The sequence below is a fragment of the Actinomadura sp. 3N508 genome, assembly GCF_044326375.1.
In the GTDB taxonomy this organism is placed as follows: domain Bacteria; phylum Actinomycetota; class Actinomycetes; order Streptosporangiales; family Streptosporangiaceae; genus Spirillospora.
In genome coordinates, this window is record NZ_JBIRAX010000001.1 from 706024 (window position 1) to 721570 (window position 15547).

The window sequence follows — 15547 nt, forward strand, 5'->3', positions numbered from 1 at the left end:
CGGCTTGGTGCCGATGGTCACGGTGTCGACGCGGTACGGGTCGAACGGCGCTGACGTGAGGTGGTTCTCGCCGGGTCGCAGCGTCGCCTGCGTGCAGGCGGTGAAGCGGACCGAGTTGCCCGCGAGCAGATCGCCGAACGTGCCCTCGGCCCTCGTCGGGACCTCGGCCGTCCCGATCCGGAGCTTCGGGCCGAAGCCGCAGGCCAGGCGGAGCGGGGACGTCCGCACGTCCGGCATCGGTTTCACGCCGGGGACGACGAGGTCGGACACCTGGATCGGCTGGACGCGGCCCTCCCGGAAGAAGGTGAGCGTCAGCCGGTCGGTGATCATCGGGGCGAACGACAGCCTGCCGCGGTCGTCCGTCATCCCTTCGCGGGTCTGGCCGCCGGCGCCCGTGACCCGGATCCGGACCGGGCCCGCCGCGCCGGGCGGGCGCTGCACCGTGATCGCCGGCAGCCGCTTCGGGCCCTTCCACCGGACGCTGTACTTCGGCGCCGGATCGCCGCCGCCCGCGATCCAGGACGTCGCCGGATCGCCGTCGAAGCCGGATCTCGCCTGGTCGGCCGGGTGGCCGGACAGCGTCGAACTCGCCGCGACGGACGGCTGGCCCCGCACGGCCGTGAACCGCTCGATCAGCGGGCGGCTGGTCAGGGTCGCCGTCCCCGTCACGGGCGCTTTCACGGGCGTGGAGGTGGCGGAGGTGAACGTCCGGTCGAACCCGGCGCCCTCCTCGTCGGAGGAGCCCAGGGACGGCCGGCACACCCAGCGGCTGCTGCCCTTCATGCACGCGTCCATCGCGCCGGGCGTCCGGCTCATCACATAGGTGGCCGGGCCGTTGACGCCGGTGGGCGCGGGGAGCGTGTACGTGCGCGTCGGGGTCACGCCGCTGATCGACAGCTCCGCCACCGCCGCCTTCGCGAAGTCCGGCAGGACGGGCTTGGACGCCAGGTGGGTGATGCGCAGGCGCAGCCAGCGCGTCGGGCCGGCGGGGGCGCGGAGCGGCTGGGCCGCGGTCGTCTTCTGAACGTCCTGTTCGAGTCTCCCGCGCTCGGTCTCGACCGCTACGCGCGAGACGGGCGGGCCGTTCGACGCGTTCCCGGCGAAGGCGGCGGTCAGGCCCCGCACGTCCCGGGGGCCGTCGAAGTCGACGCGCAGCCACTCCCCGATCGGGCCGCGCCAGCCGCCCGTCTCCCAGGCGGTGAACGGGTTGCCGTCGAACGCGGCGAACGGGGTCGCGCCGGGCTCGCGGAGCAGCGGGACCACGTCGTCACCGGCCGCCGACGTGGACGCCGTGACATCGCGGACGCCCCCGCCATAGGTGACGTGCGTGGCGTACCGCTTCCAGCGTTCGTCCAGGACGTCACCGGCCTCGTCGCGGCGCGCGGCGGTCAGCGTCTGGGAGGTCTGGTGCAGTTCGCCGAAGTTGCGGCGGAGCAGCCGGGGCGAGTCGGTGACGACGGGGGTGCCCTTGAGGTCGGAGGCGTCATCGTCCAGGAGGACCGGACCGGCGGGCAGCGCGCCGTCGTCGGCCATGGTCAGCAGCGATTCCGGTCCGCCGTACACACGGACGGGATCGGTAGCGTCGGCGAGGCTCGCGACGCCCGCCGCGGCCTCGACCTCGTACACCTCCAGCGCGGGGCGCCTCTGGTCGACGGCAGACACGGCGTCCTCCGCGTCGCCGCCCACCGGCTCGCCGAACGCGGCGGCCCTGCTCAGGCCGGGCGAGCCGGCCAGCGCCTGGTGGAGGCGGGCGGGCCAGGCGCCGCGCAGCGTCTCCCGCCGCAGGTCGTTGCGGACCAGCAGGTACCGGACGCCCATCCGGCCGAGGAACGCGCTCAGCCCCGGCGACCCCTGGCCCGATCTGACCTGCTGGTCGATCGCGTCCAGGGCCCTGGTGTAGCCGGGCGACCCGGCCGGGACGAGCTGCCGGACGCCCCACCGCGCGGTCAGCAGCGGCTGGACGATGTCGTCCATCGGACGGCCCCACAGGTATTCGCCGAACGGCGCGCCGGGGACGGCGAGCACGCCCTGCCGCCCGGCCCGCTCGTTGATCCACGACGCCGCGTCCCGCCAGTACCCGGGCACGTCCCTGAACTCGCCGGGCCCGGAGAGCCCGTGCGAGGTGGCCGTGACGCCGATGCCGCCGATCGCGACGGCGGCGGCCACGGGCAGGCTGACCAGCGCTCTCACCGATCCGCCGAGCGCCGGGCGGGTGACCGTGCCGAGCAGGTGGGCGAGGCCCAGCGCCAGCGGCAGCCGGACGACCGCGTCGAACTTGTGCAGGTTCCGGATCGGCGCGAGCGGTCCGTTCAGCAGGTCGCGCAGCTGCGCGGCGAACGGGCCGGGGATGTCGCTGAGGTGCCCCATGGAGACGATCGCCAGCCCGGCCAGCAGGGTGAGCAGCAGGAACGACCGTTCCGGGAGCCGCCGTCCGCCGAGCAGGCCCGCGAGGCCGAGCGCGGCGACCACGCCCGTGCAGACGATCGGCACCGGGTTGACGGACAGGGCATGCCCGACCGGCCACCACACCTGGCCGTCCACGACCAGGTAGTTGACCCAGCGTTCGGCGCCGCGCAGCACGTTGATCAGGCCGGTCGGGCCGGTCGTCGTCTCCGCCTTCTCGGTGTAGGTCAGCCACGAGAACCCGTAGGTCCCGGTGAGCAGCAGCGGTACCAGCCACCAGGCCGCCGCCGCGCCCGCCGCGGCCGACCACCAGGTGAGCGTCCGCAGCCGGAACGAGCCGCGCGGACGCGTCACCACGTACACGACCGGGACGACCAGGACGGCGACGGTCGCGGTCGCGTTGATGCCGCCGCAGCACGCGATCGCCAGCCCCGACCGGGCCGCCGCCCGGATCCGCCCGGTCTCCCCCGCCGCCGCGCTGACCAGCGGCAGGACGATCCACGGCAGCATCGCGACCGGCAGGTACTCCGACGAGATCTGCCCGAGCGTCGCCAGCCCGTTGGGGGCGAGCGCGTAGGCCATCGCCCCGAACAGGCGCGTCCAGGGGCGGCCGACGCCGAGGCGTCCGGCCAGGCGCCACATGCCGGTGAAGGCCAGGCACATCAGCAGCGACAGCCAGAACCGCTGCGTGATCCACGCGGGCATCCCGATCAGGTCGCCGAACGCGAAGAACGGGCCCATCGGGAACAGGTAGCCGACGGCCTGGTTCTGGAGCTGGCCGAACTGCTCCGGGTCCCACAGGTGCAGCGCCCGGCCGAGGAACCCGAGCGGGTTCACCGCCATGTCGATCTTGGTGTCGGCGAGGATCGACCCGGGGCGCGTGCCGAACGCCAGCGCGGTCAGCGTCAGGCAGCACGCGAGGACGCGCAGCCCGTCCCGCAGCCGTTCCTGGAGCCGTTCGCCGGCATCCGCGTCCGGACCGTCCGCCATGCTCTCCTTCACCCGCGCCCGCGGCGGTCCCGGACGGCGGCGGTGACGAGGTCGCGCATCCGGGCGGCCGAGCGCGCCCAGTCGAACTCGCCCGCCCAGGCGCGGCAGGCGGCGGCGACCTCGGCGCGGCGGTCGGGGTCGTCGAGTTCCTTGAGCGCCCGTTCGACCACGTCCGCGTGGACTTCGCCGTCGCGGACGAGCCATCCGGTGATCTCGTCGCGGACGGCGTCGCGCAGGCCGTCGACGTCGGAGGCCACGGTCGGGACGCCGAGCGCGGCGGCCTCGATCACGCTGAGCCCCCACCCTTCGCCCTGCGACGTGCTCAGATGCAGGTCGGCGCGGGCGACCAGCGCCGCCTTGGTCTCCTCGTCCACGTAGCCGTGCGCGATGACGACGCCGTCCAGGCCCCGGGCGGCGATCCCGGATCTCAGCGCGGGTGCCTCTTGCCCTTCACCGATGACATGGAGTTTCAGGCGGGGGCGGGTCTCCGCGAGCCGTTGCGCGACGTCGAGCAGTATGTCCAACCGTTTGTGCGGGACGAGCCGTGTCACGCACACCAGATCCGGGCTGCCGGCGGGTTCCGACACCACGCCGATGGGTTCGGCGACCACTGTGCCGTTGGGCACGACATGGGTGCGTCCGGTCCAGGCGAGACGTTCCCTTACAGCGCACAAGGTGGACGGTGAGACGACCACGAGCGCATGACGCCGGTACGTCCAGCGGCTCACCGGGCCCTCCAGAAACCGTCCGATCCGGGCCAGCCACGCCGGGAAGAACAAGCCGAACTGAGCGTCGTGCACATGGTGGACGACGCAGAACACCGGTACGCGGCGGGGCAGCACCCACGGCGTGAAGAACGGGATGCCGTTCTGGCAGTCGATGACCGCGTCGAACGAACCGTTCCGCCGGAACCGGCGCGCCAGCATCCACAGCAGGACGAGCGGATACACGGTGAACCGGCCGCCGAGGCGCACGAAATCGACGCCCTCGACCCGGTTCCTGCGTTTCTGCCCGCGCGCCCTGCACGTCACGTACTGGACGTGGGCACCGGCCCCGGCGAATCGGCGTGCCATCTCCCAGGCGTAGCGTTCTGCCCCGCCCGTGGCGGGATGCCACGGGTCCCGCCAGTTGACGACGGCCAGCCGAAGGGTCACGGGAGTTCCATCGGGGTCCGCTGGGCTCCCGCTCATCCCGGCTTGACGGTCGGCGCCACCGGGCCGGTCACCGGCATCGAAACCGGAACCGCAACCGGAACGGCGGGGGTGCGGTTCACGCGACCGCGGACGCGGGCCAGGTCGAGGAGGCATTGCACGGAATGCCGCCGCACGGAGAACGTCGAGCCGGGACGGTCACGCCACACCACCGGAATGTCCGTCACGGACGCTCCCCGCCGGACGCAGTGGCCGAGGAGTTCGACGTCGAACGCGAACCCCTCCGTGCGCAGATCGGCGGCGGCGGCCCGTGCCAGCTGCCCGTCGAAGAACTTGAACCCGCACTGCGTGTCGGCGATGCCGCCCGCCAGATCCCGGACGGCCCGGTTGAAGGTGATCGCGCCGAGCCGCCTGACCGGCAGCGAGTATCCCTCGACGACCGACCGACCGTGGCGCCTTGACCCGACCACGACCGGGCGGCCCGCGCGCAGCAGGACGATGGCTTCGTCCAGCGCCGCGAGGTCTGTCGCCATATCGGCGTCCATGAATCCCACGTACGGGGCGCTCGTGGCCAGCAGACCCGCCCGGACCGCGGCTCCCTTGCCCCGCCGCCGGCACCGCACCAGCCGGACGGGAACGGGCTTCGCCTCCCACGCCAGGACGATCTCGTCCGTGCCGTCGGTGCTGGCGTTGTCGACGACGATGATCTCGGAGCGCACCGGGAACCCGGCGAGCTTGGCGGAGAGCAGGCCGAGGCCGGCCGGAAGCCGGCCCGCCTCGTTGTACGCGGGAATGACGATCTCCAGGACGGCGGGGCCGTCAGGTGAGGTGCCCATCAGGGCCTACACGTCAGCGGGCGCCGTAGTTGTACAGCGGCTTCACGACGGGATCGTCCTGGGAGGCGTTCACCAGCTGGACGGTGCCGAACGATGCTCCGGCGGCCACCAGGATGCCGATCAGGGCAGAGATGACGATGCGCATCAGGGAGTCCTTCGTCTCGAACCGCGGGGGTTGATACTCCCGAGTAACGGAGCGCTCAGAGTAATACCGGAGGGCGGAATTGACCAGATGACCACCACACTCGTGACAATCCAGGCAACAACTACGGCCACGACCGGAACCTCGTCCCCCGGCGCGGCACCGCTCCCGTCGATCCGGTAGACGGCCAGGTCACGGCCCCGCAGCACCTCGACGGCCGGACCAGACGGACGGTTGGCGGCCGGCTCGGCGTCCACCACGACATAGCGGATGCCCTGGTCACGCAGCGTATCCGCAGGTGGGGTTCCCGCTCTGGCGGCCGGTCCCAGCTCGACGGCGCGCGGATCTTCGGCAGGGATCGTCAAGTCGCCCACGGTGACGGCATCGTTCACGACGACTTTCCGGTGCAGGAACCGCGGCAGCGGGTCGAGGACGCGGCGGCCGTGATTCCACGCGTAGCTGCGATAGGACGCCCACGGCAGCACGAGCACGTCCCCGGCCACCGGGTCCGCATGGATGATTCGTCGGGCCTGTTGCCAATCATCGGGATAGCGGACAGCCCGCAAATCGCCCGCCGCGCCCCATGCCAGCGTCGGCAGGAGGACCACCGGCACGGCGATCGTCCCGGCGGCGGCTCCCGTCCACCGCGCCTCGGCCGCCCGGTCGGCCGCGACGCCGAGACCGGCCGCGATCACGACCGCGAGCGGCGCCACGAACTGCTGGCCGTCCCGGAAGACGGCGAACCCGGGCCACAGCCCGATCATCCACTCCAGCACCGGCGCGGCGACCGCGCCCAGCCCCGCCACCACGAACCCGGCGGCCGCCGCCGCGGCGGCGCCACGCCTCCAGCGCGGCTCCCGGCACCATTTCCAGTAGGCGGCGAGCGCGCCGGCCACGACGGCCAGCCAGATCGTCGCCGTCACCGGCGACCCGTATCCGGCCGGGACGGTCTCGCCGTTCCACACGCCGCCGAGCGCGAGCAGGCTCCCGAGCGTGCCGAACGGGGTGTCCGCGCGGGCGGCGAACAGGTCGACGGCCATCGTCCCGTCCGCCGGTAGCCCGGCGGGCCGGAGCAGGCCCGGCACCAGCCACGGAAGGCTCAGCACCGCGACGGCCCCGATCACCTGGACGGCATTGCGGGCACGGCCCGTCACCAGAGCGACGGTCAACGCCGTGAGGGCGGCGATCATGAGAGCGGCGAAACCGCCGATGGCGGCGGGTATCAGGGCTCGGACGAGGCGGCGGCCGCCGCGCGGCTCGTCCAGCCGGGACGCGGCGGCGACCACCCACGGCAGGGCCGCGTAGCCGAGGAGCAGCGCCCATTGGCCGAGCAGCAGCCGTTCCGCGACGAACGGGTTCCAGGCGTAGCAGACCCCGGCGGCCAGGCGCGGCGGCAGCCGCCGGGACGGCACCAGCGACGCCGCCGACGTGCACGCCATCACGAAGATCGCCAGCAGGATCAGCTTCTGCGCCAGATCCGCCGGGAGGACGGTGCCGAGCGCGGTCATGAACACGTCGCTCGGGACATGCCGCGGCACGACCCCGGTCAGCCCGAACGTCATGCGGGTGAACGCCGGATCGGGCACGAACACCATGTCGTAGGACAGCACGAAACCGGGCGCGAGCCCCGGCCCCAGCGCCGCCAGCCCGAGCCCCAGCCCGGTCAGCGCGGCCACCAGGTGCCGCGTCCGCTCCGCCGTCATGTGCGCCTGGACGCTACCTCACCTGTTCCCTGTGGGGGGACGACCCCCCACGCCCCCCGGCAACCGCGCAGGCTCCGGATCGCGGGGCAGCCCCAGGATGCGTTCGCCGATGACGTTCAGGTTGACCTCGGTGGTTCCGCCGCCGATCGTCATGGCGCGCGACGCGAGGAGGTACCGGGTCCAGCGGGCGCGCAGCGGCTCGTGCCAGCCGCCGGTCAGCGCGCCGTCCTCGCCGAGCAGCGTGAACCCGAACTCGGTGACCTGCTGGCCGTGTTCCATCGCCACCAGCTTCCGGACGTTCGCCGTCGCGCCCGGGTCGATCCCGGAGAGCTGCTTGAGGGTGGCGCGGAGGCCGAGGAGCGCGAAGGCGTGCTCGTCGCAGGCGAGGCGGCCGAGGCCGTCGCGGACGACCGGGTCGCCGTCCAGGCCCAGCTCGGCGGCGAGGTCGAGGAGCTTCGGCAGGTCGCCGCCGAGCTGGAACGTGCTGGTCAGGCCGACGCGCTCGTTGGCGAGGGTGTTGCGGGCGACGCGCCAGCCCGCGTCGACGGGCCCGACGACGAGGTCGTCGGGCACGAACACGCCGTCCAGGAACACCTCGTTGAAGACGGCGTCGCCGGTGCACTCGCGGAGCGGGCGGATGTCGATGCCAGGCGATTTCATGTCGACGAGGAAATAGGTGATGCCGTCGTGCTTGGGTCGGCCGGGGTCGGTGCGGGCGATGCAGATTCCCCAGTGCGCGTCGCGGGCGAGGGACGTCCAGATCTTCTGGCCGGTGATCGTCCAGCCGCCTTCGGCGCGTTCGGCGCGTGTCCTGAGCCCGGCGAGGTCGGAGCCCGCGCCCGGCTCGGAGAACAGCTGGCACCAGACGGTCTCGCCGCGCAGCGTCGGCGGCAGGAACCGTTCCTGCTGCTCGGGCGTGCCGTACTGGACCAGCGACGGGACGACCCACGCCGCGATCATCAGCGGCACCGGCCGCACCCCGGCCGCCTTCAGCTCCTGCTGGATGACGACCTGCTCCAGCGGCCCGGCGCCGCGTCCCCACGGTTCCGGCAGGTGAGGGGTGACCCAGCCGCCGTCCGCCATCGCGGCGCGCTGGTCGAGGGGCTCCATCGCGGCCAGCTCGGCGACGCGGGCGCGTATCTCCTCGCGGAGCGGTTCGGCGTCTTCGGCGAGCTCGACGCTCATGGGGCGGCGGACGCCCGCGATGGCGAGCGCGGCCACGTCCGCCCTGTGCTTGCTCGCCCGCCCGAGCAGCGCACGCAGCGTCAATGCCCTCCGGTAGAGAAGGTGCGCGTCGTGTTCGTAGGTGTAGCCGATTCCGCCGTGGACCTGGATGTTGCCTTCGGCGCAGAGGACGGCGGCGTCCGCGGCCAGGGTCGCGGCGACTCCGGCGGCGTAGGCGCGTTGTTCTGCTGGCTCGTCCAGGGCGCGGGCTGCGTCCCATACGGCAGCCCTGGCGCGCTCCACGGCGATGAGCATCCGGGCGCATTTGTGCTTGACGCCTTGGAACTGCCCGATCGGACGGCCGAACTGTTCGCGGAGCTTTGCGTAGGCGACGGCGTCGTCCAGCGCGCGTCCTGCGACGCCACATGCCTCGGCCCCCAGCAGCACGACGGCGAACGCGTGCGCGTCCACTCCGCTTAGGAAGCGTTCATCTGCGACGGTCACGCCGTCGACCGTGACCGTCCCGACAGGGCGTGTGATGTCGAGAGACTCCAGCGGCCCTACGGTGACGTCGTCCCGCTCTAGGACGACCCAACGCTCCCCGGCCGGAAGCAGGAAGAGGTCTGCCAGCGGCGCACCCAGCACGGGCTGCACCGTTCCGGAGACTGTGGAGCCGTCCACGTCCAGGCTCCCGGACAGGCCCACCGCCGCCTTGCGCGAGCCGTCCGCCAGGCCCGGCAGCAGTTTCTCGGCACCGGCAGAGCGCAGGATCGCGGACGCCAGGACGGTCGGCGTGTACGGGCCGGGCGCCATCGCACGGCCTAGTTCCTCCACCGCGACGGCCTGTTCCAGGAGGCCGAAGCCCTGGCCTCCCGCTTCTTCGGGGAGGTGCAGGCCGGGCAGCCCCTGCGCGGCGAGCGCGGGCCAGAAGCCGGTATCGGCGTCCCGGACGGTCCGCGACGTGATGTTCCGCTCGGCGAACCCGCGCACGGACGCCGCCAGCGCCTCGTGTTCCTCGGTCAGCCCGATCGCCATGACGCCCCACCTCTCCTCGAAGTGGGACAAAGACTATTAGAACGTCATTCGGCTGTCAGGACGCCGGCCGTCCACCGGGCGCGATCTTCAGCCCGGCGAAGAACGCGTTGACGTCCGGGTACATCCTCTTGTGCGTGTTCGGCATGGACACGAACACCACGGCGGGCGCCTGCCGGCCGGTGTCGATCACCGCCGTGGCGTAGATCTCGCCGGTCGCCCGGACTCCCTCCCGCTTGTAGGAGAGGTACGAGGCGATCAGCCAGCCCTGGTGGCCGTCCACGTTCAGCGGCTGCGACGCCAGCGGCGCCGACCGGTGCGGGAACCCGTAGTACTGCGCCTCGAACCCCTTCGCGACGAGCCCGGCGACGTTCTTGATGCTGCCCGGCCCCTGGTAGGCGCTCTGCAGGCTCGGCAGCAGCGTGCCGGTGAGCAGCTGGCCGTACCAGAGCCGGCCGCCGTTCTTCTCCGTCACCAGGATCTGCTGCCCGGACCATCCCGGCGTGCCCAGCCTGTTCCGCTTGGTGGGAACCTTCCACGGCGCGGCCAGCCGCGGGTACGACAGGCCCGAATGGACGTCCGCGACCCGCCCCAGCATCCTGCTCGGGCTGCCGGGGAACGCCTTGAGCCTCTTGTCCGGCGGCAGCTCGACCTGCGCGGCCTCCGACTGCTCCGCCGTCGCCGCCCGTCCGGCGTTGGCGCCCGAGTCCGACTTCGCGGGCTCGCCGTCGCCCCTGAGGAAGTAGACGGCACCGGCCGCGGCCACCGCGGCCACCAGCAGGACCACGCCGCCGATCAGCACGACGCGGGACCGGCCGGTGCCGTCGTCCAGGACGTCGCGCCGCGGCCTGTCGGCCGCGCCGAGCTTGGCGTCGGCGGCGGCCTCGTCCGCCATCCACTCGGGCATCTGCCAGTTGCCGCTGCTCGGCTTGCCGGGCTTCGCGGGTTGGCCGTGGCCGGTGGGGACGGCCGGGGTGTAGCGGTCGTCGCCGTCGCCGTCGTCCTCGCCGTCGGCCTCGTCGAACAGCGAGCCTTCCCAGTGCGGCGGCTCGTCCTCCCGGGCGGGCGCGACCTGCACGTCGCCGCCTTCCTCGCCCTCCTCAGCCTGCGCGTCCGCGGCCCACGGGCTCTCGTCCCGCGCAGCCGGGGGCTGCGTCTCGACCTTGCCCCAGACGTCGTGCGCCGGCGCGGGCTCGTCCGAGAATTCGGTGCGGCCGGCCCGGCCGGGCTCGCTCTCGCTCATGTCGGTCCAGCGCGCGCCGCGCTCCCCCTGATCGGACATGCGGGACACGTTACGCGAAGATCAGCGGCTCGGTTCCGGCCTGGAATCACGCTCCGGACACATCTTTCCAACGCCTCAGTCGTTCCACGCCGATCCGCCGTCGCCCGGTGTGACCAGTGCCTCTCTCGCCTGCGGCGGACCCGCGAGACGCTCCCTGGCCAGCAGCGTTCCGCCCGCCACCGCGCCCGGCATCGCCAGCACGGCGCCCAGCGGGATGAGGAAGACCAGGAACGTCGCGGCGCCGAACCCGATGGCCAGCGGGCGGTTGGCCTTCAGCCGCGCGAACCGCTCGGTGCGCCGGATCCCGCGCCGCTCCAGCGCGACCGACGTCAGCTCGCCCGCCAGGAAGTAGCCGGACACCACCGCCGCGACCAGGGGCACGACCGTCTGCCCGATCACCGGCAGGAAGCCGCACAGGAAGAACACGACGGCGAACGTCACCGCGATGACGCCGAGCAGCACCGCGTCCTTGATCGCCCGCCCGATCTGGACGAGCAGCGGGACGTCCGGCTCCGGCGGCGCACCGCCCTGCGACTCCTCGACGCGGACCGCGATGGCCTCGTAGAACGGGTCGCCGACCAGCAGCGTCACGGCGGTGAACGTGAGCACGGCGAGGAACAGCGAAGCCCCGTAGATCGCGGTTCCGGCGACGGCCCGGGCCCAGGTCCGCGCCGTGCCCGACCAGTCGTCGGCGAACCAGGTCACCCATCCGGCGAGGTCGTCGATCTGGAACGCCAGGAAGACCAGGCCCGTCACATAGCCGGCCAGCACGATCAGCGCGGGGATCAGCCCGAACAGCCACTGGGCGGGATGCCGCATCATCCACGCGATGCCGCGCAGCAGGTATCCGACACCGTTGAACAGGTCTTTGAGGCCGGACGGCTGTCCGGTGGGCGGCGTTTGCGCAGGGACGTACGGTTGGCTCACGCCCCCAGACCCTATAGGGCGGCAGGGAAGACCGAAGGAGTCGTCTTGCAGATCACCGCGGCCCTAGTCGAAGAGCGGGACGGCCCGTTCGTCCTCACGGAACTGGAGCTGGACGACCCCGGTCCCGGCGAGGTCCTGGTCCGGCTGACGGCCACCGGCATCTGCCACACCGACGGGCTGGCCCGGCACGGCGACCTGCCGTTCCCGCTGCCCGGCGTCCTCGGCCACGAGGGCGCGGGCACCGTCGCGGCGGTCGGGCCCGGCGTGACCGGCTACGCGGCGGGCGACCCGGTAGTGATCGGCTGGCCGTCGTGCGCGGCGTGCCGGAACTGCCGGGCCGGTGAGCCCCGGTACTGCCTGCGGCTCGCGGAGGCGCTGTGCGGCGGCGGGCGTCTCGACGGCGGCGGGACGGCGCTGCGCCGCCCCGGCGGCGAGCCCGTGTCCAGCCATTTCTTCGGGCAGTCGTCGTTCGCGACCCATTCGCTGACCACCGCGGCCGCGCTGGTGCCCGTGCCCCGGGACCTGCCCCTCGAACTGATGGGGCCGCTGGCCTGCGGGGTGTCCACGGGCGCGGGCGCCGTCTTCAACACCGTCCGGCCGTCGCCCGGGACGCAACTGGTGGTCTTCGGGGTGGGCACGGTCGGGCTGGCCGCGATCATGGCCGCGCGGAACTCGGCCGCGACCCGGATCATCGCCGTCGACCGGCACGCGTCCCGGCTGGACCTCGCGCGCGAGCTCGGCGCGACCGACACCGTCGACGCCGCGAAGGACGACGTCGTCGACGCCGTCCACGACCTGTGCGGCGGGCCCGCCGACTTCGCGCTGGAGTGCACCGGGGTGATCGACGTCGTCCGGCAGGCCGCCGACTCGGTCGGGATGCTGGGCACCTGCGTCCTCATCGGCGGCGCGCCGGCGGGCGCGGAGTTCGCGCTCGACCACCTGTCCACGCTGTGGGGCAAGCGGGTCGTCGGCGTGCTGGGCGGGAGCGGGCGCGGCGAGGAGCTGATCACCGCGATCATGGGCCTGTACGCGCAGGGCCGCTTCCCGTTCGACCGGCTCGTGGAGTACTTCGAGCTCGCCGACGTCCAGACCGCGCTGGACCGGTCCTACGCGGGCGAGGTCATCAAGCCGATCCTGCGGATGCCGTGAGGAGGTCGGCCGCCTTCTCCGCGATCATGATCGCGGGCGCGTTGGTGTTGCCGGTCGGGATCACCGGCATGACGGAGGCGTCCGCGACGCGCAGCCCCTCGACGCCGTGGACGCGCAGCTCCGGGTCGACGACCGCGGCGTCGTCCACGCCCATCGCGCAGGTTCCCGCCTGGTGGTGGTACGTGAGGACCGACCTGCGGATATAGGAGTGCAGCACGTCGGTGCTCTCCGCGAGACGCCCCGGGTACAGCTCGCGCGCTCCCCACGCGTCGCGAAGGTCGGGGGCGGCCACGATCTCCTGGCAGAGGCGGACGGCGGCGGCGAGCGCTTCGAGGTCGGCGCCGTCCGACAGCACGCGCGGGTCGATCAGCGGCTCGTCCCACGGGTCGGCGGCCAGGCGGATCTCGCCGCGGGACGCCGGGCGCACCAGCCCCGCCATGAGGGAGACGCCGTCCGGCGGCCCGTCCATCCACGGTTCGTAGAGCGGCACGCCGAAATGGATCGGCTGGAGGTCGGGCACCGGGAGGTCCGGCCGGCTGCGCCAGAACAGATGGCTCTGCGTGTGCGGCAGCCCCGGTGTGAACGCGGGCGGCCGGTCGACGGAGGCGATCACCGGCACGAGCCAGTGGTCCTGGAGGTTGCGGCCGACGCCCGGCAGGTGGACGGCGCCCGTGCCGCCGCCGAGCGCGTGCGCGTCCCCGATCCCGGAGCGCATGAGCAGGACCGGTGACCCGATCGCGCCCGCGCACACCACCACCTCATCGGCGTAGGCGCGTTCCGCGACCCCGCCCCGATCCCATTCGACGCCCACGCACCGGCGGCCTTCCAGGAGCAGGCGCCGGACGTTCGCGTCCGGGACGAGCGTGACGCCGCGCCCTACGACCGGCGCCAGATATGCGCGCGCCGTCGTGAGGCGCTGCTGGTCCCGGATCGTGAACTGCATGAAGGAGACGCCGTCCTGCCGGACGCCGTTGTAGTCCACGTTGAACGGCACCCCGGCCTGCTGCGCCGCCGCGACGATCGAACGGTGCACCGGGTCCGGCGCGTATCCGGTGAGGACGTCGAGGGCTCCGGGCGCCTCGGTGCCGAGACCGTCGATCCGTGCGAACACCGGTTCGATTTCTCGCCATGACCAGCCCTTATTGCCGAGCGAGGCCCAATGGTCGTAATCCGCGGGATTGCCGCGCACCCAGATCATCGCGTTCAGCGCGTGCGATCCGCCGACGACGCGGCCGCGCGGCAGATGCAGCCGCCGACCCTGCGCGTGCTCCTGCGGAACGGTGCGGAAGGCCCAGTCGAGCGGCGAGTCCCACAGTTCGTGCATGCGGGACGGATCGTCCACCGCGGGCTCGTCCCGGTGCGGGCCCGCCTCGACGACCAGCACGTCGCGTCCCGCGTCGGCGAGCCGCCGCGCGAGGGCCGACCCCGCCGAGCCCGCGCCTACCACGATCACCTCGGCCCGGTGCCGACTTTCACCGCTCATGGATGACCTCCCGGGCGAATGCTCGCTGAAACGAACGGTACTGACGTGAACGGAGCGTACTTCGGGGGGATTTGTGTAAGATTCCGGAAATCGCAGGCCATGCCGCCAAAGACAAGGACTGTTCCGCCAGAGCCAAGAGCAGCGGCGAAGAAGGCGGTGGACTTTCCGGACCGTCCATCGGGGAGGAAGAAGGGAGCCGCCAGTGACCGCCCACCGGCAGTCCGATACCGGCGAAAAGGTCGAACCAGCTTCTGGGAGCTGGGGACACGCCGCATCGCTGACCCAGGCGAAGCTTCCCTCGCTCGCCGTCAGGGCCGGGCGTGGGGAGGCCACCAGCGTTCTGGTCGCGACCATTGGCCTGGTCGCGTTCATCAGCATCCTGCATCCGGAGTTCCTGCGGATGGGGCAGCTGCTGGACACCCTCCAGTCCGCCGTCTACGTGGGACTCCTCGCGTGCGGCATGGCATATCTGCTGTCGATGCGCGAGATCGACCTGTCGGTAGGTTCGACGTTCGGGCTCACGGTGGTCGCGACCGGGCTGATGATGAACGAGGGGCTGCCGCCGTGGCCGGCCGCGGTCCTCGGCATCGTGCTCGGCGGCTTCCTCGGTCTCGTCAACGCACTGATCGTGCACTTCGTGGGCATCCCGGCGATCGTGGCCACCCTCGCCACGCTGTCGGTGTTCCGCGGCCTGACGCTCGCGTTGAGCGACGGCAAGCAGGTCACGGGCCTGCCCTTGGAGAGCTCCTTCTTCACCCTGCTGGGCGGCAAGACGTTCGGGGTCCCGACGAGTGTGTGGGTCCTGATCCTGGTCGCCGTGTTGCTCACCCTCGTCCTGCGGTTCACGCCGTTCGGCTACCGGGTGCGCTCCATCGGGTCCAACCCCGACGCGGCGACGTTCTCCGGCATCTCCATCGCGAAGGTCCGCATGCAGGCGCTCGTGCTGATCGGCCTGCTGGCCGGTCTCTCGGGCGTGCTCGGCCTGGCGTTCTTCACCTCCGGCGACCCGAACATCGGCACCGGATTCGAACTCCAGGCGATCGCCGCCGCCATCATCGGCGGAACGCCGTTGCGCGGCGGCAGCGCCACCGTCATCGGCGCCTGTCTGGGCGCCGTGCTCCTCAGTGTGGTCACCAGTGGTCTGCAGTACTTCAACATTCCCGCCAACTGGAGCGCGTTCGCGACGGGTGGAGTCATTCTCGCCGCCGTCGCGCTGGACAGCCTGGTGCGCCGCCGCCGGCGGCGAGAGAGCGCCAAGCTCGGTCTATGACACCCCGCACCCCTA

The 15547-nt window shown here is 72.5% G+C and carries 10 protein-coding genes and 1 pseudogene; 2 read left to right on the forward strand and 9 right to left on the reverse strand.

The features are described 5' to 3' along the window. Positions 1 to 1383: 1383 nt before the first annotated feature. The 8 genes and pseudogenes from ACH34S_RS03270 to ACH34S_RS03305 form a co-directional block, all read right to left on the reverse strand. Positions 1384 to 3393: pseudogene (locus ACH34S_RS03270) on the reverse strand (alpha-(1->3)-arabinofuranosyltransferase family protein); the annotation flags it as partial. Positions 3394 to 3401: 8 nt separating this feature from the next. After that, positions 3402 to 4547, reverse strand: a complete 1146-nt coding sequence (locus ACH34S_RS03275) for a glycosyltransferase family 4 protein (protein WP_395950855.1) — start codon at positions 4545 to 4547, stop codon at positions 3402 to 3404. A gap of 32 nt (positions 4548 to 4579) precedes the next feature. Further along, a complete protein-coding gene (locus ACH34S_RS03280) occupies positions 4580 to 5380 on the reverse strand; it encodes a glycosyltransferase (protein ID WP_395950856.1) in 801 nt (266 codons plus the stop codon). 13 nt (positions 5381 to 5393) lie between these two features. After that, a complete protein-coding gene (locus ACH34S_RS03285; protein ID WP_395950857.1) occupies positions 5394 to 5525 on the reverse strand; it encodes a hypothetical protein in 132 nt (43 codons plus the stop codon). After that, positions 5525 to 7225: a hypothetical protein gene (locus ACH34S_RS03290; protein ID WP_395950858.1), complete on the reverse strand. Its 1701-nt coding sequence runs from the start codon at positions 7223 to 7225 to the stop codon at positions 5525 to 5527. The genes ACH34S_RS03285 and ACH34S_RS03290 overlap by 1 nt, the downstream gene beginning before the upstream one ends. An 18-nt stretch (positions 7226 to 7243) precedes the next feature. Further along, positions 7244 to 9424 carry an acyl-CoA dehydrogenase gene (locus ACH34S_RS03295; RefSeq protein ID WP_395950859.1) on the reverse strand — a complete coding sequence of 727 codons (2181 nt, stop codon included), beginning with the start codon at positions 9422 to 9424 and terminating at the stop codon, positions 7244 to 7246. A gap of 55 nt (positions 9425 to 9479) precedes the next feature. Continuing rightward, positions 9480 to 10703, reverse strand: a complete 1224-nt coding sequence (locus tag ACH34S_RS03300) for a hypothetical protein (protein WP_395950860.1) — start codon at positions 10701 to 10703, stop codon at positions 9480 to 9482. 75 nt (positions 10704 to 10778) lie between these two features. Then, positions 10779 to 11630, reverse strand: a complete 852-nt coding sequence (locus tag ACH34S_RS03305; protein ID WP_395950861.1) for an EI24 domain-containing protein — start codon at positions 11628 to 11630, stop codon at positions 10779 to 10781. A gap of 45 nt (positions 11631 to 11675) precedes the next feature. Here ACH34S_RS03305 and ACH34S_RS03310 point away from each other — a divergent pair, with 45 nt between their 5' ends. Then, positions 11676 to 12779: an NAD(P)-dependent alcohol dehydrogenase gene (locus ACH34S_RS03310; protein ID WP_395950862.1), complete on the forward strand. Its 1104-nt coding sequence runs from the start codon at positions 11676 to 11678 to the stop codon at positions 12777 to 12779. On the opposite strand, the gene ACH34S_RS03315 is transcribed toward ACH34S_RS03310, so the two are convergent. Further along, positions 12754 to 14262, reverse strand: a complete 1509-nt coding sequence (locus tag ACH34S_RS03315; protein ID WP_395950863.1) for a GMC family oxidoreductase — start codon at positions 14260 to 14262, stop codon at positions 12754 to 12756. The genes ACH34S_RS03310 and ACH34S_RS03315 overlap by 26 nt on opposite strands. 202 nt (positions 14263 to 14464) lie before the next feature. Between ACH34S_RS03315 and ACH34S_RS03320 the strand changes: the two genes are divergently transcribed. Next, complete coding sequence (locus tag ACH34S_RS03320) at positions 14465 to 15532, forward strand: ABC transporter permease (RefSeq protein WP_395950864.1); 1068 nt, start codon at positions 14465 to 14467, stop codon at positions 15530 to 15532. Positions 15533 to 15547: the final 15 nt, after the last annotated feature.

Coding starts and splice junctions, on each gene's coding strand:
- ACH34S_RS03280 (WP_395950856.1), bottom strand. CDS start 5,380: ATGGGCACCTCACCTGACGGCCCCGCCGTCCTGGAGATCGTCATTCCC.
- ACH34S_RS03285 (WP_395950857.1), bottom strand. CDS start 5,525: ATGCGCATCGTCATCTCTGCCCTGATCGGCATCCTGGTGGCCGCCGGA.
- ACH34S_RS03290 (WP_395950858.1), bottom strand. CDS start 7,225: ATGACGGCGGAGCGGACGCGGCACCTGGTGGCCGCGCTGACCGGGCTG.
- ACH34S_RS03295 (WP_395950859.1), bottom strand. CDS start 9,424: ATGGCGATCGGGCTGACCGAGGAACACGAGGCGCTGGCGGCGTCCGTG.
- ACH34S_RS03300 (WP_395950860.1), bottom strand. CDS start 10,703: ATGTCCGATCAGGGGGAGCGCGGCGCGCGCTGGACCGACATGAGCGAG.
- ACH34S_RS03315 (WP_395950863.1), bottom strand. CDS start 14,262: ATGAGCGGTGAAAGTCGGCACCGGGCCGAGGTGATCGTGGTAGGCGCG.